The 18,579-nt window shown below is 64.7% G+C and carries 19 protein-coding genes; 11 read left to right on the forward strand and 8 right to left on the reverse strand.

What is annotated here, in order from left to right:
• Positions 1-13 precede the first annotated feature (13 nt).
• A complete protein-coding gene (gene xerD, locus AAC071_RS04020; RefSeq protein WP_339830264.1) occupies positions 14-973 on the forward strand; it encodes a site-specific tyrosine recombinase XerD in 960 nt (319 codons plus the stop codon).
• Here xerD and AAC071_RS04025 read toward each other — a convergent pair.
• The 3 genes from AAC071_RS04025 to AAC071_RS04035 are packed head-to-tail and all read right to left on the reverse strand — an operon-like array spanning position 940 to position 2,868.
• Positions 940-1,875 (reverse strand): sigma-70 family RNA polymerase sigma factor, encoded by a 936-nt coding sequence (locus AAC071_RS04025; RefSeq protein WP_339830266.1) that lies wholly within the window; start codon positions 1,873-1,875, stop codon positions 940-942. The genes xerD and AAC071_RS04025 overlap by 34 nt on opposite strands.
• Positions 1,872-2,423, reverse strand: a complete 552-nt coding sequence (locus AAC071_RS04030; RefSeq protein WP_339830268.1) for a hypothetical protein — start codon at positions 2,421-2,423, stop codon at positions 1,872-1,874. The genes AAC071_RS04025 and AAC071_RS04030 overlap by 4 nt, the downstream gene beginning before the upstream one ends.
• 22 nt (positions 2,424-2,445) lie before the next feature.
• Positions 2,446-2,868 (reverse strand): hypothetical protein, encoded by a 423-nt coding sequence (locus tag AAC071_RS04035; protein WP_339830270.1) that lies wholly within the window; start codon positions 2,866-2,868, stop codon positions 2,446-2,448.
• A 241-nt stretch (positions 2,869-3,109) separates the two neighbouring features.
• Here AAC071_RS04035 and AAC071_RS04040 point away from each other — a divergent pair, with 241 nt between their 5' ends.
• Complete coding sequence (locus tag AAC071_RS04040; RefSeq protein WP_339830272.1) at positions 3,110-4,069, forward strand: acetyl-CoA carboxylase carboxyltransferase subunit alpha; 960 nt, start codon at positions 3,110-3,112, stop codon at positions 4,067-4,069.
• Between the two features lie 21 nt (positions 4,070-4,090).
• Here the strand turns inward: AAC071_RS04040 and AAC071_RS04045 are convergent, their stop codons facing one another.
• Positions 4,091-5,296, reverse strand: a complete 1,206-nt coding sequence (locus AAC071_RS04045) for an epoxide hydrolase family protein (RefSeq protein ID WP_339830274.1) — start codon at positions 5,294-5,296, stop codon at positions 4,091-4,093.
• An 8-nt stretch (positions 5,297-5,304) separates the two neighbouring features.
• Positions 5,305-6,495: an epoxide hydrolase family protein gene (locus tag AAC071_RS04050; RefSeq protein ID WP_339830276.1), complete on the reverse strand. Its 1,191-nt coding sequence runs from the start codon at positions 6,493-6,495 to the stop codon at positions 5,305-5,307.
• A 134-nt stretch (positions 6,496-6,629) separates the two neighbouring features.
• Between AAC071_RS04050 and AAC071_RS04055 the strand changes: the two genes are divergently transcribed.
• Positions 6,630-7,991 (forward strand): MFS transporter, encoded by a 1,362-nt coding sequence (locus AAC071_RS04055; RefSeq protein WP_339830278.1) that lies wholly within the window; start codon positions 6,630-6,632, stop codon positions 7,989-7,991.
• Between the two features lie 81 nt (positions 7,992-8,072).
• Here the strand turns inward: AAC071_RS04055 and secA are convergent, their stop codons facing one another.
• A complete protein-coding gene (secA, locus tag AAC071_RS04060; protein ID WP_339830280.1) occupies positions 8,073-10,799 on the reverse strand; it encodes a preprotein translocase subunit SecA in 2,727 nt (908 codons plus the stop codon).
• Between the two features lie 292 nt (positions 10,800-11,091).
• On the opposite strand from secA, the gene AAC071_RS04065 reads away from it, so the two are divergent.
• From AAC071_RS04065 to AAC071_RS04080, 4 genes are all read left to right on the forward strand, one after another.
• Positions 11,092-11,973: a peptidyl-prolyl cis-trans isomerase gene (locus AAC071_RS04065; RefSeq protein WP_339830281.1), complete on the forward strand. Its 882-nt coding sequence runs from the start codon at positions 11,092-11,094 to the stop codon at positions 11,971-11,973.
• A 38-nt stretch (positions 11,974-12,011) separates the two neighbouring features.
• A complete protein-coding gene (gene argJ, locus AAC071_RS04070) occupies positions 12,012-13,445 on the forward strand; it encodes a bifunctional glutamate N-acetyltransferase/amino-acid acetyltransferase ArgJ (RefSeq protein ID WP_339830283.1) in 1,434 nt (477 codons plus the stop codon).
• Positions 13,446-13,539: 94 nt separating this feature from the next.
• Positions 13,540-13,974 (forward strand): (deoxy)nucleoside triphosphate pyrophosphohydrolase, encoded by a 435-nt coding sequence (locus tag AAC071_RS04075; RefSeq protein ID WP_339830285.1) that lies wholly within the window; start codon positions 13,540-13,542, stop codon positions 13,972-13,974.
• A 51-nt stretch (positions 13,975-14,025) separates the two neighbouring features.
• A complete protein-coding gene (locus AAC071_RS04080) occupies positions 14,026-14,205 on the forward strand; it encodes a Flp family type IVb pilin (RefSeq protein WP_339830287.1) in 180 nt (59 codons plus the stop codon).
• A 9-nt stretch (positions 14,206-14,214) separates the two neighbouring features.
• Here the strand turns inward: AAC071_RS04080 and AAC071_RS04085 are convergent, their stop codons facing one another.
• On the reverse strand, positions 14,215-15,138 hold the full coding sequence (locus AAC071_RS04085) for a methyltransferase domain-containing protein (protein ID WP_339830290.1): 924 nt from the start codon (positions 15,136-15,138) through the stop codon (positions 14,215-14,217).
• Between AAC071_RS04085 and AAC071_RS04090 the strand changes: the two genes are divergently transcribed.
• The 4 genes from AAC071_RS04090 to AAC071_RS04105 are packed head-to-tail and all read left to right on the forward strand — an operon-like array spanning position 15,119 to position 17,603.
• On the forward strand, positions 15,119-15,991 hold the full coding sequence (locus AAC071_RS04090; RefSeq protein WP_339830292.1) for a ComF family protein: 873 nt from the start codon (positions 15,119-15,121) through the stop codon (positions 15,989-15,991). The genes AAC071_RS04085 and AAC071_RS04090 overlap by 20 nt on opposite strands.
• 55 nt (positions 15,992-16,046) lie before the next feature.
• Positions 16,047-16,304, forward strand: coding sequence for a glutaredoxin 3 (grxC, locus tag AAC071_RS04095; RefSeq protein WP_339830294.1), 258 nt, complete (start codon positions 16,047-16,049; stop codon positions 16,302-16,304).
• A 4-nt stretch (positions 16,305-16,308) separates the two neighbouring features.
• On the forward strand, positions 16,309-17,169 hold the full coding sequence (locus AAC071_RS04100) for a carbon-nitrogen hydrolase family protein (protein WP_339830296.1): 861 nt from the start codon (positions 16,309-16,311) through the stop codon (positions 17,167-17,169).
• The gene (locus AAC071_RS04105) at positions 17,166-17,603 is read left to right on the forward strand and encodes a DUF1178 family protein (RefSeq protein WP_339830298.1); all 438 of its coding nucleotides are present in this window, start codon (positions 17,166-17,168) and stop codon (positions 17,601-17,603) included. Before AAC071_RS04100 ends, AAC071_RS04105 begins: the two co-directional genes overlap by 4 nt.
• On the opposite strand, the gene ubiG is transcribed toward AAC071_RS04105, so the two are convergent.
• Entirely contained in the window at positions 17,600-18,373 is a 774-nt protein-coding gene (ubiG, locus tag AAC071_RS04110) for a bifunctional 2-polyprenyl-6-hydroxyphenol methylase/3-demethylubiquinol 3-O-methyltransferase UbiG (protein WP_339830300.1), read from the reverse strand. The genes AAC071_RS04105 and ubiG overlap by 4 nt on opposite strands.
• Positions 18,374-18,579: the final 206 nt, after the last annotated feature.

Consider the following 18,579-nt stretch of genomic DNA (forward strand, 5'->3'; position numbering starts at 1 on the left):
TCGGGTGATTGGAATGTCGAAAGTATCCGCGCAGCGCGGGCTTCACCTTGAGGCCTTTCTCGAAATGCTGAGCGCCGAGCGGGGGGCGGCACGCAACACGCTCGACGCCTATGAGCGCGACCTGCGAGACTTTTCGGCGTTTCTTGCGACATGCGGAAAGACGCAGACCGAGGCGACGGCAAAGGACATTCGTGACTATCTCGAGCATGTCGCCGGGCAGGGATTGTCGGCTTCAACGGCCGCGCGGCGACTTTCGGCAATTCGGCAGTTTCATGGATTTCTTTTTGCCGATGGTGTGCGCAAGGACGATCCCTGCGGTTCGATCGAGGGACCGCGCCGCGCGCGGCCGCTCCCGAAGACGCTCAGTGTCGACGAAGTGGACGGGCTGCTGGCGGCCGCCCGGCGCGCGGCGGACGGACGTACGCATGAAGAGGCTGTTCTCGCTTACAAGCGCGCGCGGCTCGTCTGTCTGATGGAAGTTCTGTATGCGACCGGCTTGCGCGTCTCGGAGCTGGTCGGCCTGCCGCTTTCGGCTGTTCGTGGCGATGAGCGGTTTCTCGCGGTCAGCGGCAAGGGCGGACGCGAGCGGCTGGTGCCGCTGTCGGAAACCGCACGTGCTGCGATCGATGCCTATCTGCCTTTGCGCGATCAGCGGCTTGGCGACAAGGGGTCGCCATGGCTGTTTCCGTCCCGCGGCCGGCAGGGTCACTTGACGCGGCATCGTTTTGCGCAATTGCTGAAAGACCTTGCGGCTGCCGCTGGCCTTGATCCATCACGTGTATCGCCGCACACGTTGCGACATGCTTTCGCAAGCCATTTGCTGGCCAATGGTGCCGATCTGCGCGCGGTGCAGCAGATGCTTGGCCACGCCGATATCTCGACGACCCAGATCTATACACATGTACTGGACGAGCGGCTGAAAGAGCTTGTGGAGACCCATCATCCCCTGGCGAAGAAGGACAAGGCGTCCTGAGGTTTCGGATCATGGTCTATATGCGCAAGCTTGTCGGGATTGCGCGTCATGTAGAGCGCTGAAATTCTTCCGTCGATCACGGCAAAGCCAAGTGTCGAGTGGATTGCGACGCCCTCCCGCATGACGAAGCCGGGCAGGCCATTGATCCTTGCCGGCACGATGCTGAAGGCCTCGGGCCTTTTTTTCATTACACCAAAAAAGAACCGCATCACGCGATCGGCGCCATGGATCGGCTTGAGCGCCGCGATCGCCTTGCCGCCGCCGTCTGAGTAGAGTGTGACATTCTCGGCGAGGCAGGCGATCAGCGCCTGCGGGTCTGCCGCCGAGATTGCGGCATTGAAGGCGGCCGACAGGCGCGCATGTTCGCGCGCGCTGGTGTCGAAACGGGGATGTGTGTCATGGACCCGGCGACGGGCGCGACTGACCGTCTGCCGGCAGGCTGCTTCCGATTTGCCGAGCAGCGCAGCCAGTTCGCCATAGTCATAGTCGAAAGCGTCATGCAGCAGGAAGGCCGCCCGCTCTTCCGGGGCGAGCCGCTCGAGAAGATGCAGCAGTGCCATCGATATGTCGTCTGCCAGCAAGAGCCGTTCTTCAGGTGTGGGGTCGGTTTCCTGGGCGGCGGTGACGATGGGTTCGGGAAGCCATGAGCCGACATAGGTTTCTCGGCGCGCACGGGCGGCGCGCAGCTGGTCTATGGCGAGCCGTGCGACGGTCGTCACCAGCCAGGCCTCCGGATTGCGGATCGCGGAAATGTCCGACCGGCGCCAGCGGAACCAGGCGTCCTGCACGGTGTCCTCGGCGTCGCTTACCGAGCCGAGGATGCGGTAAGCGACCGAAAAGGCGCGGGCGCGGTGGTTTTCGAATACCGCGTCGCTCTCCGTCGAATTCGTCCCCGCAGTCACGCCGTCGCCTCCCTTGGCCGCGCGTCGGCGATTTCGTCTCCAATGACGACGCGCTGGCAGGTTCGAGCATAACCCAAGGCGCGCTTCATTGCCGGATAGGCCCGCACGGTTGCAATCTCCAGCGCCAGTTCGGCAAGGCCGGCCTTGCCCCAGTTGCGCTCGATCATGGGCCGAAGTTCCTCGGCGCGGAAGTCACCCGTCGCGACCGCATGGGCGAAGTCATAAGCCAGCCTGTTTTCTTCGCTGAGCGATGCCGTGTCGCCGGTTGCGGCGGCGCGGATCACGGCGGGCGCGATGCCTTGCGCGAGCGCGAGGTTGACGCCGATCTGGACGCAAGGCCCGCAATCCTCGGCACGCAGCGCGGCAAGGCCCGCGACGCAATAGACTTCCGGCGGTAGCGTCTTTACATAGCGGGTCGACGTCGTGGAAATCACGAAGCGCCAGAAGGCGCCGGGCGAACCGGCATGGAGGTCACGTGCATAGTCTGCACTCGATCCGGTCATCCGTTCCTGTGCGTCGATGAGGCGGCGGGCAAGAAATCCGAACATGTTCGTCTCCTTTGTTGTGGGTTCAACTGCGGACGGGCAGGCACCACCACATCAGCGATGCGCCCACCAGGACCGGCAGAAAGACGCCCGGCATGTCCATCAGGATGTGTTCGGCCGGAAGGCGCGTGGCCGCGATGTCCCAGATGTGCAAGATTGCATGGAGGCCGAGGAACAGCGTGCCGGCGCCGATCAGCGCCACCGCATGGGCGGTCCAGCGGATTGCCGCGAAGGCCAGCAGTGCAAGCGTCAGATAGGCCATGCCGATATCGCGGACGAAATGCGGATTGTAGGGGCCGGTATTGGCCACGCCATCGACGCCGGCATACCAGCCGGCGGGATCGGCCAGCATCCAGAGGGCGTTGCCGAGCCAGAGTGTGCCCCAGAGGCCGAGCGCGACGGCTTTGGGGAGACGCAGGGTCGGGTGTCGGCTCGCGCGGGTGTTCATGGCTGTGCTCCGGAGTGTGGCGTTTCGTCCTCAAGACGCGGCAGCGGCCGGAGTTGTGACAGCTGTACGCGGGGAAGGCCGCGAGCCGCAGGATTCCGCCATTTACCCTTATGGGACAGCGCGGTTGACAAGGGCGCGGGCGCGGGCCAGTGTGCCGCGCACTTGCGAAAAAGCGGGCCCGCGGCCGGGCCTTCCCGGCATGTTGCCGGGTTCGCGGGCGGGCGGGAGTTGCCGGAGCGCGATGCACACCTACCTCGACTTCGAGAAACCGATTGCGGAACTGGAAGGCAAGGTGCAGGAGCTGAAGCTCCTTGCGCATGATGATCCGTCCGTCAGCATTTCCGACGAAGTGGCCAAGCTCGAACAGAAGTCGGCTCAGCTCCTGCGCGACATCTATGCGGCGCTGACCCCTTGGCAAAAGGTGCAGGTCGCCCGGCATCCGGCACGACCGCATTTTCTCGACTATATCGAGCGCCTGGTCGAAGATTTCACGCCGCTCGCTGGCGACAGGCTCTATGGCGAAGATGCGGCGATCGTCGGTGGGCTGGGGCGCTTTCGCGGCCGATCGGTCATGTTCATCGGACATGAAAAGGGATCGGACACGCAGAGCCGCATGAAGCGGAATTTCGGCATGGGGCGTCCGGAGGGTTACCGCAAGGCGATCCGGCTGATGACGACGGCCGAGCGGTTCGGTATTCCGGTGGTGACGCTGGTCGACACCTCGGGCGCCTATCCGGGCATGGACAGCGAGGAGCGCGGCGTCGCCGAGGCGATTGCGCGTTCGACCGACCGCTGCCTGTCGCTGGGCGTTCCGCTGGTTTCGGTCATTATCGGCGAAGGCGGTTCGGGTGGCGCCGTGGCGTTGGCCACGGCCAATCGCGTTCTGATGCTCGAACATTCCGTTTACAGCGTGATCTCACCCGAAGGTGCGGCCTCGATCCTCTGGCGCAGTTCCGACAAGTCGAAGGATGCGGCGACGGCGATGAAGATCACGGCGCAGAATCTTCACGAACTCGGCGTCATCGACCGGGTCTTGCCGGAGCCTGTGGGCGGCGCGCATCGCGAGCGCAACCAGACGATCAAGGAAACGGGTGACGCCATTGCCGAGGAGTTGCGCGGCCTCGAAAAGCTCGACGCCGATTCGCTCCGGCGCGTCAGGCGGGAAAAGTTTCTCGCAATGGGACGGCTGGGACTGTCCTGATTTCCGGTTGGCGCTGCGGGGCTAGCCGATATCCATTTCGGCGAAGGCCGTGCGGACGTCGTCGGCAAAGAGCTCCGGCTCTTCCATGGCCGCAAAGTGACCTCCCCTGTCCATGATCTTCCAGCGGACGATGTTGTAGCTGCGCTCTGCCCAGCTGCGCGGCGTATCCGGCAGCACGTCGATGGGATACTCGGAATAGGCGGTCGGCACCGTCACCTTTTCCCCCGGCTTCAGCGCGGCCGAACCTTCGGCGGGCCCTGCCTTGTAGAGCGTGTTGGCCGAATTGATCGTTCCGGTGAACCAGTAGATCGAGAACTGGGTCAGGATGTCGTCGAAGGGGAAGCGCGCTATCATGCCGTCCATCGTCGTGCGCTTGTCGGTGTCGCCGAGACGGTAGTACTTGTCGGCCAGCCAGCCGGCGAGGCCGGCCGGACTGTCGGTCAGACCGAAAGCCAGCGCCATCGGCTTGGTCGACTGGATCGAACGATAGCCTTCCTCCTGACGCCACCATTTCTGCATCTCGGCGATCCAGCGGCCCTCTTCCTCGCTGACCGGCGGCTGGCTTTCGTGTTTCAGCGTCGGCCGGAGCGGCAGCATGGTCAGGTGAATGCCGAGCAGCGCGTCGGCATGCTGCAGCGCCAGCCGTGAGGTCACGAAGCTGCCCCAATCGCCGGCCTGTGCCGCATAGCGATCGTATCCGAGCACTTCGGTCATCAGACGGTGCCAGAGATCGGCGATGGCGGCGGGGCCGATCGGCTTTCGCGGCAATGAGGAAAAGCCGTAGCCGATCAGCGAGGGTACGACGACGTCGAAGGCGGGGCCTTCGCGCCCATATTTCTCGGGATGGGCCAGTGGATCGACCACGTCGAGGAATTCGCGGAAGGTCGAGGGCCAGCCATGCGTCAGGACCAGCGGGATCGCGTTGTCGCCGGAGCCGCGTTCATAGAGGAAGTGGATCGTGTGATCTTCATCGTCGGCGTCGGTGAGTGTCGTCAGGAATTGCGGAAAGCGGTTGAGGTTCTCCTCCGCCTTCCGCCAATCGAAATCGTCGCGCCAGTATTCGATGAGACGTTCCATGTAGGCGAGGTTCGTTCCGTATTCCCAACTTTCGTTGCCGAGCGGTTCGTTCGGGAAGCGTGTGGCGCGCAGGCGCCGCTTGAGGTCGGTGACTTCCGCCTCGGAAATGCGAATCGTGAAGGGATCGGCCGGCACAATGCGATGGGTCATGGAACTTTTCAGCCTTTGATCTTCTTCACGAAGTTCATCACTTCATCGGCAAAGAGACGGCCTGTCTCCCAGGCGGCGAAGTGGCCGCCGCGGTCAAGCTCGGACCAGTGCACGATGTTGAAGCCCTTTTCCATGTAGCTGCGCGGCCCGATGCAATAGGCCTGCGCCTCCTGTGGGAACTTCGCCATACCGGTCGGTACCTCCACCCTTGTTCCGGGGGCCATGCTGGTGCCGCCTTCCTCCATCATGCCACGATAGAACCAGATTGCCGTGTTGAAGCTACGGGTCACGAGATAGATCATGATGCCCGTCAGCATGGCATCTTTGGAAAATGCATTTTCCAGATGGCCCGGCACCTCGCCATGCCGACGGTCGGACCATGAATGGAACTTCTCGACAATCCATGCCGTTGCGCCCACGGGACTGTCCATCATCGCATAGGAAAGCGTTTGCGGTTTCGTCATCTGAATCTGGAGATAGGCTCCGTCGAAAGCGAAGGCGGCGGCCGCTGCATCGGTCCAGGCCACTTCTTCCTCCGTCTCCGGCAGTGCGGGCGGGCGCAGCCCGTTCATGTTGACGTGGATCGCCTTGCAGCCGCCCTTCTTGTCCACGCCATGCTCATAGCCAAGCCAGCCGGTGACAACCGAGCCCCAGTCGCCGCCTTGCGCGATGTAGGTTTCGTAGCCGAGCACCTCCCGCATCAACTTGTCCCAGAGCGCGGCGGTGGCACGCGGGCCCATCGGCTTTTTGGGCTTGCCCGAGAAGCCATAGCCCGGCAGCGAGGGAATGACGAGGTTGATCCCGTCTTCCGCCTTGCCGCCGAATTTCTCCGGGTGAGCCAGAGTTTCGATCGCGTCGTAGAACTCGAAGACGGAACCCGGCCAGCCATGGGTGAGCAGTAACGTTTCAGGGTTGGCGCCCGAGCCTTTGACGTGGATGAAATGGACTGTCAGCCCGTCCACTTCCGCGAGGAACTGCGGGACGGCATTTAGCTTCGCCTCCGCCGCACGCCAGTCGAAACTCTCCGTCCAGTAGCCGCAAAGTTCACGCATGTAGTCCATGTCCGTGCCATAGGCCCAGCGGTCGCCGTCTGGCGCGATCTCGGGCATCTCGTGCCATTCATAGGCGCGGACCTCTTTCAGGATTGTGTCGATCTTTTCCTGCGGAATGTCGACGGTGAAGGGTGTGGGCGATGACATGGGGCGTGGCCTCCTCGGCGGGTCGTTTCTGTTTGATCGGATTATGGCAGGGGTGCGCCTGCCCGCAAGCGATTGCCGGGAGCGGCAGACAAACGTAATGTGACCGCTCGGAAATGTGGAGGGGGACCCGGGGAATGGCCGATATTGCACCGACAGGTCAGGCGGCGCCGGCCGCCTTCTCACCGGCCTACAGGCGCTATGCGCTGTTCGTGCTCGTGCTCGGCTACACGTCGAGCCATGTCGACCGCAATATTGTCGGCATTCTCGTCGAGCCGATCAAACGCGACCTGCTTCTTTCCGACACGCAGATCGGTTTCCTGTCGGGCATCGCCTTCGCGGTGTTTTATGCGACGCTGGGCATCCCGATCGCGCTCTGGGCCGATCGCGGCAACCGGCGCAACATCATTGCCTATGCGATCGCGATCTGGAGCGGCATGACGGCGCTTTGCGGTCTGGCGCAGAATTTCGTGCAGATGGCCGCGGCGCGTATCGGCGTCGGTATCGGCGAGGCCGGTTCGACGCCGCCCTCCCATTCGATGATCGCCGACATGTATCCGCCCGAAGAGCGCGCCAGCGCCATGGCGATCTACTCTCTGGGTGTCTATTTCGGCGTGATGATCGGCTTTCTGGTCGGCGGCTGGGTTGCCGAGTGGTACGGCTGGCGTGCGGCCTTCTTCGTGGTGGGCCTGCCGGGTCTGGTGCTGGCGCTGATCGTGCGCTACACGCTGGTCGAGCCGCCGCGAGGCCATGCCGACGGCATGGCACCGGCCAAGGTCGAGATCGCCGATTTCCGGGCGGCTCGCGCCGTCGTCAGGGACGGTTTTGCGCATCTCTGGCGAACGGCGCCGACACGGCATGTGGTGGCAGGCGTCACGTTGACTTCGTTCGTCGGCTATGGCGGCGTCATCTGGGGCCCGGCCTTCCTGATCCGCACTCATGGCATGTCGATCGGGGAAGTCTCCTCGTTCCTCGCGCCGCTGGTCGGCATCGTTGGCGGGCTCGGGGCCTATATCGGCGGCCGGCTGACCGACCATCTCGCCAGGAAGGATGTGCGCTGGAACAGCTGGGTCGTCGCCTGGGCCAAGGTGGCGGTGGTTCCCTTCATCGTCGTCTTCTACCTGATCGACAACTGGCCTGCCTTCCATGCGTTCGGCTATCCGGTCTCGATCCTCTGGGTCGTCTATGTGCCGATCGCATTTCTCGGCGCCTTCTATCTGGGGCCAAGCTTCGCGATGATCCAGACGCTGACGCCTCCGGCCAAGCGTGCGCTGGCCTCGGCCGTGATGCTGTTCATCATCAACATCATCGGCCTCGGCTTCGGCCCGCAATTCGTCGGCATCCTGTCGGACGTGCTGTACTTCAGTTTCGATTTCGGCAATCAGTCGCTGCGCTGGGCGCTGTTCGGCACGGCGATGCTCAATCTCTGGGCGGCGGCCCACTACTTTCTTGCCGGTCATGCGCTGAAAGCTTCCGGTGAAGCGGGCATCCGGCCCTAGCGGCTTGCTGCCATTCAAATGGAAAGAGCCGCGCCCGTTTCCGGGCGCGGCTCTTTCGGTTTCGAAAGGCAACAGCTGGCGTCAGATCGCGCCGTGGCAGTGCTTGTATTTCTTGCCCGAACCGCAAGGGCAGGGCGCATTGCGCGATGTCTTGCCCCATGTCGCGGGATCGCCGGGGTTGAGCGCCACCCCCGGATCGTTGCGGACCGGGCGCTGCAGGGTTGCCGTGTCGCCGTCGCCCATTTCGTCCTCGCCGGTCGCCGGATCCATGTGATGCGCATGCATTTCGGGCAGCGGTGCATCCTCGATACGCGGCGCCTGCGCTTCGGTCACGAATTGGGCGACCGCTAGTTGCCGTGTCACGTCCTCGCGCAGGCGGCGCAGCAGGCTTTCGAACAGCTCGAAGGCCTCCGACTTGTACTCGTTCAGCGGATCGCGCTGGCCGTAGCCACGCAGGCCCACGGCCTGGCGCAGATGGTCCAGCATCATCAGATGCTCGCGCCAGTGCATGTCGAGCGTCTGCAACAGCACGGCCTTTTCGACCTGACGCATCAGGTCGGGTCCGATCTGCGCGGACTTGGCCGCCATGTGGCGGTCGGTCGCCGCATAAAGGCGCTCGCGGATTTCCTCCTCCGCAATGCCTTCTTCCTCGGCCCAGCCTTCCACCGGGAGATCGAGGCCGAGCGTCTTCTCGACTTCAGCCTTCAGGCCCACCATGTCCCATTGTTCGGCATAGGCCTTTTCCGGCACATGCAGCGCGACCATGTCGTCGATGACCTGGCGGCGCATGTCGCCGACGGTTTCGGATACGTCCTCGGCCTTCATCAGTTCGATGCGCTGCTCGAAAATCGCGCGGCGCTGATCGTTCATGACGTTGTCGAACTTCAGCAGGTTCTTGCGGATGTCGAAGTTGCGCGCCTCGACCTTCTGCTGCGCCTTTTCGAGCGCCTTGTTGATCCACGGATGGACGATCGCTTCGCCTTCCTGGAGCCCCAGTTTCTGCAGCATGCCGTCCATGCGGTCGGTGCCGAAAATGCGCATCAGGTCGTCTTCAAGCGACAGATAGAATTTCGAACGGCCCGGATCGCCCTGGCGGCCGGACCGGCCCCGCAGCTGATTGTCGATGCGGCGGCTTTCGTGCCGCTCGGTGCCGATGACATAGAGACCGCCGGCCGCGAGTGCGCGCTCTTTCTTCGCTGCGACGTCGGCCTTCACTTCCGCGATCTTGCGCGCGCGGGCGGCTTCATCTTCGATGCCGGCTGTTTCATCGGCGATGCGCATGTCGAGATTGCCGCCGAGCTGAATGTCGGTGCCGCGGCCGGCCATGTTGGTGGCGATTGTCACGCCGCCCGGCACGCCGGCTTGCGCGATGATGTGCGCTTCCTGTTCGTGATACCGTGCGTTGAGGACGTTGTGCTTGACCTTCTTCTGCTTCAGAAGCTCGGCCAGCCTCTCCGATTTCTCGATCGAGGTCGTGCCCACCAGGACCGGTTGTCCGCGTTTGGCGCAATCCTCGATCTGGAGAATGATGGCGTCGTACTTCTCGCGCGTCGAACGGTAGACCTCGTCGTCCTCGTCGACGCGGGCGACGGGCTGGTTGGTCGGAATCTCGAGCACTTCGAGATTGTAGATGTCGCCGAATTCCGAAGCTTCCGTCAGCGCCGTGCCGGTCATGCCGGACAGTCTCTTGTACATCCGGAAATAGTTCTGGAAGGTGATCGAGGCCAGCGTCTGGTTTTCGGGCTGGATCTGCACGCGCTCCTTGGCTTCGAGCGCCTGGTGCAATCCATCGGAATAGCGTCTGCCTTCCATCATGCGGCCGGTGAATTCGTCAATGATGATCACCTTGCCGGCCTTGACGATGTAGTCCTTGTCCTTCTGGAACAGCTTGTTGGCACGCAATGCATTGTTGACGTGATGGACGATCGTGATGTTCTCGATGTCGTAGAGATTGCCCTCGGTCAGAATGTTGCGGGCACGCAGCAGTTCCTCGACATGCTCATTGCCGTCATCGGTGAGATTGACGGTACGCGCCTTCTCGTCCATCTCGTAATCTGTCTCGGCAATATCCGGAATGATCTCGTCGATCGAGAGATAGAGATCGGACTTGTCGTCGAGCGGGCCGGAAATGATCAGAGGCGTGCGGGCTTCGTCGATCAGGATCGAGTCGACTTCGTCGACGATCGCGAAATGATGTCCGCGCTGCACCATCGAGGCGAGCTGGTATTTCATGTTGTCGCGCAGATAGTCGAAGCCGTATTCGTTGTTGGTGCCGTAGGTGATGTCGGCGGCATAGGCTTCGCGACGCTGGTTGTCGTCGAGGCCGTGCATGATCACGCCGACATTGAGGCCGAGGAAACGATAGATCTCGCCCATCCATTCGGCGTCGCGCTTGGCCAGGTAATCGTTGACGGTGACCAGGTGGACACCCTTGCCCGGCAACGCGTTCAGATAGGCCGCAAGGGTCGAGACCAGCGTCTTGCCTTCGCCGGTCTTCATCTCCGAGATGTTGCCTTCGTGAAGCACCATGCCGCCGATCAGCTGCACGTCGTAGTGCCGCTGGCCCAGCGTGCGCTTGGCAGCCTCGCGCACCGTCGCAAAGGCCTCCGGCAGGAGGTCGTCCAGTGCCGCGCCCGCCTCGAGGCGGGCCCGGAATTCGGCCGTCTTGCCGCGCAGGGCTGCGTCGTCCAGTTGAGCCAGTTCCGGCTCGAGGGCGTTGATCGCCTCGACCCGGGCCTTGTAAGCCTTGATCCTTCGGTCGTTGGATGAGCCGAAAAGACGCTTGGCGAACGCGCCAAAGCTTGCCATCAGGTCAAAATCCTCTATGCGGTGCGCTCCCGATGTAAGGGGGCGCCGATGCCTTGTCAATGAAACCGGGCCCGGCGGGCCGGCTCGTGAAGGGCGGAAAGCGGCGGATTTTCTTTAATTTACTGTAATGGGCCGGTGCTTGTGCGACCCGGATGGCGGGCCCATGATGGCGCGCCAAAATTCCGCCTCGAAAGCGCGGCCTATTTCAACTGGCGGTCGGCGACAGACCGGCCGGCAGCCGCAACCGGCCCCCGAGACGGGGCCCCGGATCACGTTACAGGAAGGTTCCCCGATGTTCTTTTTGCGCCGTCTGACCGCTCTTGCGCTGGCCCTCCCGCTTGCCGTCCCGTTTCTTGCCGGTGGGTTTGTCGCGCCGGCCCAGGCCCAGGATGATGGACAGGACGCTGTCATTGTGACGGTTCAGGGGACGCCGATCCGCTATTCGGACGTGGCCATGGCGGATGAAGAGATGGGCGCGGCGCTGGCGCGGCTCGAACCCGAGATGCGATTCCAGTATCTGCTCGGCATGCTGATCGACCGGCGCGTCGTGGCCGAGGCCGCGCGGGCCGCCCAGGTCGAGGACCACCCCGAAGTCCAGCGCCGCCGCGCCTATTTCGGCGAAAAGGCGTTGCGCGACTTCTATTGGTCGCAACTGATGCAGGACAAGGTCTCCGACGCGGCGGTCGCAGCCTGGTACGAGACCAACATCGCCAAGGCGCCGGCCGAAAAGGAGGCGAATGCGCGGCACATCCTGGTGCAGAGCAGGGCGGAAGCCGACAAGATCGCGGCCGAGATCGCGGGCGGTCTGAGCTTCGACGATGCGGTTACCCGCTATGGCGGCGGTGCCGGCACGCCCGAAGACAGCGATCTCGGCTGGTTCCGTCGCGAGGAGATGGTGCCGGCATTCGGCGATGCGGTGTTTGCGCTGCAGCCCGGCGAGATCTCGCCGCCGGTTCAGACCGATTTCGGCTGGCACATTATCCAGCTTGCCGATACGCGCGCACTGCCGAAGCCAAGTCTCGAGGAGGCGCATGAGGACATTGTCCGCGCGATCGTGCGCGCGGAAGGACAAAAGCTCATGGAGAAAATGCGTGCCGATGCGAAGATAGACGTGGTCGGCGTCGAATCGGCGCCGTCTGGCGGGCGGCCGCAGATCGTGCCGCAGGCGCAATAAGGGCGGAATCGGATTTCAGTTTCGGGGCAGAGGCGGTCATGGCGGTCAAGAAGAGTGCGCGCGCGAGCGTTCGGGCATCGGCAAAGCCGAAGCGCAAGGTCAGCGGCAAGGCGAAGAGCAAGCCCAAGGCCAAGGCGGGCCCGCGCAGCAAGGCCAGGCAGCCGCGGGCGCAACGCAAGCTGGCGCGGCCGCAAAAGCCGGTAAAGCCCAAGACCCGGGCGAAAAAGAAGCCGGCCGCGAAGGTCTCCCCGCTGGCGCCGCAAAGCTTTCCCGAATTGCCGGCGGTCGGCGGCGTCACGCTGGGCGTCGCGGCGGCCGGCATCAAATACAAGGGACGTACCGATCTGCTGGTCGCAAGGATGATCGAGGGAACGCAGGCGGCCGGCATTTTCACGACTTCGAAAACGGCATCCGCGCCTGTCGACTGGTGCCGTGCCAATCTCGCCGATGGCGGCGAGGGCCGCATGCTGATTGTCAATTCGGGCAATTCCAATGCCTTCACGGGAAAGGCCGGTATCGCCACCGTCAAGGCAACCGCCTCGGCAGCGGCCGCAGCCGGCAATTGCCGGCAGCGCGATGTCTTCATCGCGTCGACCGGTGTCATCGGTCAGCCGATGGATCCGGCGCCGCTTGTCGCAGGTATCGCGACGGCGCTTGCCGGCGCAGCGCCCGATCGTTGGGACGAGGCGGCGCGGGCCATCATGACCACCGACACCTATCCCAAGCTGGCGACGCGGCGGGTCCGGATCGGCGGGGCCGAGGTCACGATCAACGGTATCGCCAAGGGCTCGGGCATGATCGCTCCCGATCTTGCCACCATGCTGGCCTTCATTTTCACAGATGCGGCCATTCCGTCGAAGATTCTGCAGACGCTGCTGATGCTCGGCGCGCGGGAAAGCTTCAATGCCATCACGGTCGACAGCGACACCTCTACCAGCGACACCGTCATGGCGTTCGCAACCGGAGCGGCGATGGCGGACGAAACGCCGATCACGCGGGCAGGCGATCCGCGGCTGCGCGAATTCCGCCAGGCGTTCGATGAGTTGATGCTCGATCTCGCGCATCAGGTGGTCAAGGACGGCGAAGGCGCGACCAAGTTCGTGCGCATCGCCGTGTCCGGCGCGCAGAGCCATCAGGCCGCGCGGCGGATCGCCATGGCGATCGGCAATTCGCCGCTGGTCAAGACCGCGATTGCCGGCGAGGACGCCAATTGGGGGCGTATTGTCATGGCCGTCGGCAAGTCCGGCGAGGCGGCGGATCGCGATCGGCTGGCGATCCGGATCGGCGGCATCGACGTGGCCCGCAGCGGCATGGCGGTGCGCGGCTATGACGAGGCGCCCGTTGCCCGGCACATGAAGGGGCGCGAAATCGATATCGAAGTCGATGTCGGGGTCGGCAAGTCGTCGGCGGTCGTGTGGACCTGCGATCTCACCTACGAATATATCCGCATCAATGCCGACTACCGGAGCTGAACGCGGTCGGCGTAACCCCAATTTAACCAAGGCACACGGTGCGGGCGGTCTTGATACCCGGCCGGCCACCAATCGTTAACCCGACAGGAACAGCATGGCCGATGAGCGCGAAAGCAGGACAGGGGAGCCGAGGCGGCTCCTGCTTGTTGCGGCTTGCGCGCTTGTCGATGCCGATGGGCGGGTGCTGATTGCCCGCCGTCCCGAAGGCAAGCCGCTTGCGGGTCTTTGGGAATTTCCGGGTGGCAAGGTGGAGCCGGGCGAATTGCCCGAAGACACGCTGATCCGGGAACTTCATGAGGAACTCGGTATCGATGTTACCAGGGCCTGTCTCGCACCGCTGACCTTTGCGAGCCATGCCTATGAGGAATTCCATCTCCTGATGCCGCTTTATGTCTGCCGGCGCTGGGAGGGTCAGGTCCGGTCCTGCGAGGGCCAGGCGCTCGAATGGGTCAGGCCTGCCGGTCTGCGGGCCTATCCGATGCCGCCGGCGGACGAGCCGCTGGTGGCCGTGTTGCGCGATTTGCTGTGAGGGCGTGCCTGCGTTCCTCATCGCGATCGATGAGGAGGGACGAGGGCGATGATGGGCAAGCTCAGAAGCCGGTTGATGTCGTTTGCGGCTGATGAAGGCGGTGCGACCGCCATCGAATATGGGTTGATCGCAGCCGGCCTGTCGATTGTGATCGCGATCGCTGTCGGGATTGCCGGCGAAGCGCTCAACACGGCGCTGTTCGGCAAGATCGCCGAGGCCGTCGGCCTCTAGGATACCGCTTCAACCGTCCCGACCGGTCTTCTCGCCGGCCTTGCGTTCTTCGGAGCCCAGCGCGTCGGCAAGCCGCGTCGCGGCGCTGCCGGGTTGCAGCGGCTGTTGCTGGCTCTGGTGCGGTGCCCAGCCGGTTGCCGTGACGATCTCGAAAGTGGCCGGCACACGGTCATCCGGCAGTCCGAACCTCTCACGATAGATTTCGACCGCGCGCAGCAATGTCGCACGGCGCAGCGGCGTCCGGCGGCGCTCGCTGAGTGCGTTGCTCTCGCCCATGCCGCGAAGCTCGGCCATCAGACGAAGCGGATCGGCATAGCGGACCGTCACGCGGTCGGCATCGACGACGGGCAGGGCGAAGCCCGCGCGCTGCATCAGGCTGCCGATGTCGCGGATATCGGCAAAGGGCGAAACCCGGGGACTGAGGCCGCCTTCGCATTCGATCTCGGCCTGAGCCAGTGACTGCCGCAATTCGGTCAGCGTTTCACCCCCGAACAGGGCTGCCATGAAAAGCCCGTCGGCTTTCAGGGCGCGGCGGATCTGGATCAGCGCACCGGGCAGGTCGTTGACCCAGTGCAGCGACAGGATGCTGGTCACGAGATCGAGGCTCCCGTCGCGAAAGGGGAGTGCCTCCTCGTCGGCCGCCACGCGCTGGCCCGGCGCATGGGCCAGCATGGCGGGCGCAATATCGGCCGAGACGATGAACGCCGGCCGCTTGATGCCGGGTTCGGCGGTGGCGGTCGCGAGCGCCCCCCGGTGGCAGCCAAGATCGAGCGCCAGGGCGAAGTCGCGATTGATGCCGGCCAGGCGCTCGGCAATGTCAGTGGCCGCGCGCTGAACCAGAAAATCATGCTCTGCAAAGCCGGCCGCCGCCCGCGCGCGGTGGCGGGCATGGGTCGTGCGGTCGAAAATGCGCATGGCGGCAGGGGCTGACATGGCGCGCATCATGGTGGGCCCTGCCGTGGCCCGCAAGGCCCGCGCCATGTTAGTCTGGCAGAGGATCGGGGGCGGCATGGGGATTGCGGCGGACATTTCTGAGAGCTGGTCGGCCGGTTGGCGGCACGCCTTGCGGTTTGCCGACATCGCCTTGCCGCCACTCTGTCTCGGCTGTGGACGCGGCGTCGATGCACATGGTGCCTTGTGCGGCCGCTGCTGGAGCGAGGCCGAGTTCATCGAGCGGCCCTTCTGCGCGGTGACCGGCCTGCCCTTCGCCTTCGATACCGGCCCGGAGACGGTCAGCGCGGTAGCGCTTGCGCAGCCGCCTGCTTATGCGCGGGCGCGGGCCGTGATGCGCTACAACGACCGCAGCGCCGCCTTGCTCCACCGCTTCAAATATGGCGACCGGATGGAAGCCGGGCCCGCCCTTGCGCGCTGGCTGGCGCGCAGCGGTGCCGAATTGCTGGCCGATGCCGATCTCCTTGTGCCGGTGCCGTTGCACAAGCGGCGTCTGTTTTCGCGGCGGTTCAATCAGTCCGCGGAGCTTTCGCGGCGGCTGGCGGCGCTGACCGGGCTGGCGCACCGGCCCGACCTGCTGCAGCGGGTCCGGGCCACCCGGCCGCAAGTCGGCCTGACCGCCGATGCCAGGCGGCGCAACGTGGCCGGCGCTTTCCGGCTTGCCGCCGGGGCGGCGGCGTTTGTCGATGGCCGCAAGGTGGTGCTGGTCGATGATGTGATGACCACCGGCGCGACGGCGGAGGCCTGTGCGCGGGCGCTGAAGCGCGGCGGGGCGGCCGAAGTGGCGGTGCTCTGCGTGGCCCGGGTTGTTCCGGGCGGGGGCATATCTATATGATATATAGTTACTTTTCGGGCCGCGCGGTTGCCGGCCCCGTTTCCGGAGTGCCGCGATGGCCGATGTGACCATCTACACCACGATGATGTGCCCCTATTGCTACCGGGCCAAGGAACTGCTCGGGCGCAAGGGCGTTGCCTTCACCGAAATCGATGTCGGCATGGATGTCGACAAGCGCCGCGAAATGATGGCCCGCGCGCATGGCCGGCATACCGTGCCGCAGATCTTCATCGGCGATGCGCATATCGGCGGTTGCGACGATCTCTGGGCGCTCGACGCGGCCGGCAAGCTCGACGCTCTGCTGGCGGCCTGAAACCATGACCGCTGCCGGAAAGTTCACCGCTGCCTGCATCCAGATGCGTGCCGGGCGTGACGTTGCCGCCAACATCGCCGACGTGTCGGCGCTGATCGAAGAGGCCGCCGGCAAGGGCGCCGATTTCGTCATGACGCCGGAAATGACCTCGCTGCTCGAGACGAAGAGCGCGGCGTTGTTTGCCAATGCGCATGAGGAAAGGGACGATGCGGCACTCACCACGCTGCGGGCGCTGGCGGCGCAGAAGAAGATCTGGCTGCTGATCGGCTCGCTGCCGGTGAGATTCTCGGACACAAAGCTCGTCAACCGCTCGTTTCTGATCGCGCCCGACGGCGTCGTGGCGGCGCGCTACGACAAGATTCACATGTTCGATGTCGATCTCGCCGGCGGCGAAAGCTATCGCGAGAGCCGGCAATTCGAGCCCGGCAAGCAGGCGGTTCTGGCCGACCTGCCCTGGGGGCGTCTCGGCCTGAGCATCTGCTACGATCTGCGTTTCCCGCATCTTTACCGGGCGCTGGCCAAGGCGGGCGCCGATTTCCTGACCGTGCCGGCCGCCTTCACGCGCCAGACCGGGGCGGCGCATTGGCACACGCTGCTGACGGCGCGGGCGATCGAGACCGGCTGCTACGTGTTCGCGCCGGCGCAGGGCGGCAGACATGCCTGCGGCCGCGAGACCTTCGGCCACAGTCTCGTCGTTGCCCCCTGGGGCGAGATCGTTGCCGAGGCCGCACATGACGAACCCTGCGTGCTGATCGCCGAAATCGACGGGGGCCGCGTCGCCGAAGCGCGGCGCCGCGTGCCGAGCCTCGGTCACGATCGCGCCTTTGCGCTGCCGGTCGTCGCGACGGCGGGGCCGGTGTCATGATCCGCTATGCGCTGCTGTGTGAGCACGAGCATCCTTTCGACGGCTGGTTTCCATCGTCTGCCGGTTTCGAGGCGCAGGCGGCATCGGGCGACCTCGTCTGCCCGGTCTGCGGCAGCCGCGAGGTGCGCAAGGCGCTGATGGCGCCGCAGCTGGGCCGTGGCACCAGGAAGGGCGCTCCGGCGGCCGCGCCGGCCGCCCTGCCCGATGCGGCACAGAAGCTCGGCATGATGATGCTGGCGCTGCGGAAGCATGTCGAAGAGAATTGCGACTATGTCGGCGACCGCTTCGCCGAGGAAGCGCGCCGCATCCATTACGGCGAAACCGATCACCGCGACATCTATGGCGAGACGACGCCGGAAGAGGCGCGCGAACTGATCGAGGAGGGTGTCGAGGTGGCGCCGCTGCCGATCGTGCCGCCGGCCCGCGCCAACTAACGCGCCGGTTTTTCCGCGACCACCATGTAATTGACATCGGTGTCGCGCGACAGCGACCAGCGGTCGAAGAGCGGATTGTAGCTGACGCCGGACATCTCGCGGATATCGAGCCCGGCGCCGGTCAGGCCGGCTTCCATTTCGGCCGGCGTCACGAATTTCTTCCAGTCATGCGTGCCGCGCGGCAGCCAGCCGAGAATGTATTCGGCGCCGATAATCGCCAGCGCATGCGCCTTCAGCGTGCGGTTGAGCGTGGCGACGAACATCAGCCCGCCCGGCTTCACCATCCGTCCGCAATCCTGCAGAAACCGGTCGCGATCGGCGACATGCTCGATCACTTCCATATTGAGGATGACGTCGAAGCTTTCGCCGGCTTCGGCCAGCGCTTCGGCGGTCGTGCAGCGATAGTCGATCGCTAGCCCCTGCTCGGCGGCATGGACGCGGGCGGTCGCGATATTCCGTTCCGAGGCGTCGGCGGCCGTCACCTCGGCGCCGAGCCGGGCCATCGGTTCGGCCAGCAGGCCGCCGCCGCAGCCGATATCGAGCAGGCGCAGCCCCTCGAAGGGCCGGAGGCCGTGGGCCTCGCGGCCGAAGCGGGCGCACACATGATCGCGGATATAGCCCAGACGCACCGGGTTGAACTTGTGCAGCGGGCGGAACTTGCCCGCCGGGTCCCACCATTCGGCGGCCATGGCCGAAAAGCGGGCGATCTCGGCCGGATCGACGCTGCTCGGCGCCTGCTTCGGGGTCTTGTCTGCGGCCGGCTGGGCCATATGGCGGGTTCCCTTGCGTCGCTCTGGCATTTCGGCCCGTTTCCGCCGGTTGCGGGGGCGGGGCGGGGCTTGTATGTATGGCCGCGCCCGGCGGGCGCGGGGCATGGCCTTCATCTCGATATGATATAGGGCGTTGCGGCCGGATTGGTCCAGTGGACCCTCGGCGCCGGCCAACTAATGACAGCCGCCGAGCGGGATCGGCGGCG

The sequence above is a fragment of the uncultured Parvibaculum sp. genome (assembly GCF_963975745.1).
GTDB lineage: Bacteria > Pseudomonadota > Alphaproteobacteria > Parvibaculales > Parvibaculaceae > Parvibaculum.

What these genes read in the sequence shown, in the direction of transcription:
- xerD (WP_339830264.1), top strand. Translation starts at nt 14, where the DNA reads ATGTCGAAAGTATCCGCGCAGCGCGGGCTTCACCTTGAGGCCTTTCTC.
- AAC071_RS04045 (WP_339830274.1), bottom strand. Translation starts at nt 5,296, where the DNA reads ATGACCCATCGCATTGTGCCGGCCGATCCCTTCACGATTCGCATTTCC.
- AAC071_RS04055 (WP_339830278.1), top strand. Translation starts at nt 6,630, where the DNA reads ATGGCCGATATTGCACCGACAGGTCAGGCGGCGCCGGCCGCCTTCTCA.
- secA (WP_339830280.1), bottom strand. Translation starts at nt 10,799, where the DNA reads ATGGCAAGCTTTGGCGCGTTCGCCAAGCGTCTTTTCGGCTCATCCAAC.
- AAC071_RS04065 (WP_339830281.1), top strand. Translation starts at nt 11,092, where the DNA reads ATGTTCTTTTTGCGCCGTCTGACCGCTCTTGCGCTGGCCCTCCCGCTT.
- AAC071_RS04100 (WP_339830296.1), top strand. Translation starts at nt 16,309, where the DNA reads ATGACCGCTGCCGGAAAGTTCACCGCTGCCTGCATCCAGATGCGTGCC.
- AAC071_RS04085 (WP_339830290.1), bottom strand. Translation starts at nt 15,138, where the DNA reads ATGTCAGCCCCTGCCGCCATGCGCATTTTCGACCGCACGACCCATGCC.
- ubiG (WP_339830300.1), bottom strand. Translation starts at nt 18,373, where the DNA reads ATGGCCCAGCCGGCCGCAGACAAGACCCCGAAGCAGGCGCCGAGCAGC.
- AAC071_RS04035 (WP_339830270.1), bottom strand. Translation starts at nt 2,868, where the DNA reads ATGAACACCCGCGCGAGCCGACACCCGACCCTGCGTCTCCCCAAAGCC.
- AAC071_RS04080 (WP_339830287.1), top strand. Translation starts at nt 14,026, where the DNA reads ATGGGCAAGCTCAGAAGCCGGTTGATGTCGTTTGCGGCTGATGAAGGC.
- AAC071_RS04090 (WP_339830292.1), top strand. Translation starts at nt 15,119, where the DNA reads ATGGCGGCAGGGGCTGACATGGCGCGCATCATGGTGGGCCCTGCCGTG.
- AAC071_RS04075 (WP_339830285.1), top strand. Translation starts at nt 13,540, where the DNA reads ATGGCCGATGAGCGCGAAAGCAGGACAGGGGAGCCGAGGCGGCTCCTG.
- AAC071_RS04030 (WP_339830268.1), bottom strand. Translation starts at nt 2,423, where the DNA reads ATGTTCGGATTTCTTGCCCGCCGCCTCATCGACGCACAGGAACGGATG.
- AAC071_RS04105 (WP_339830298.1), top strand. Translation starts at nt 17,166, where the DNA reads ATGATCCGCTATGCGCTGCTGTGTGAGCACGAGCATCCTTTCGACGGC.
- grxC (WP_339830294.1), top strand. Translation starts at nt 16,047, where the DNA reads ATGGCCGATGTGACCATCTACACCACGATGATGTGCCCCTATTGCTAC.
- argJ (WP_339830283.1), top strand. Translation starts at nt 12,012, where the DNA reads ATGGCGGTCAAGAAGAGTGCGCGCGCGAGCGTTCGGGCATCGGCAAAG.
- AAC071_RS04040 (WP_339830272.1), top strand. Translation starts at nt 3,110, where the DNA reads ATGCACACCTACCTCGACTTCGAGAAACCGATTGCGGAACTGGAAGGC.
- AAC071_RS04050 (WP_339830276.1), bottom strand. Translation starts at nt 6,495, where the DNA reads ATGTCATCGCCCACACCCTTCACCGTCGACATTCCGCAGGAAAAGATC.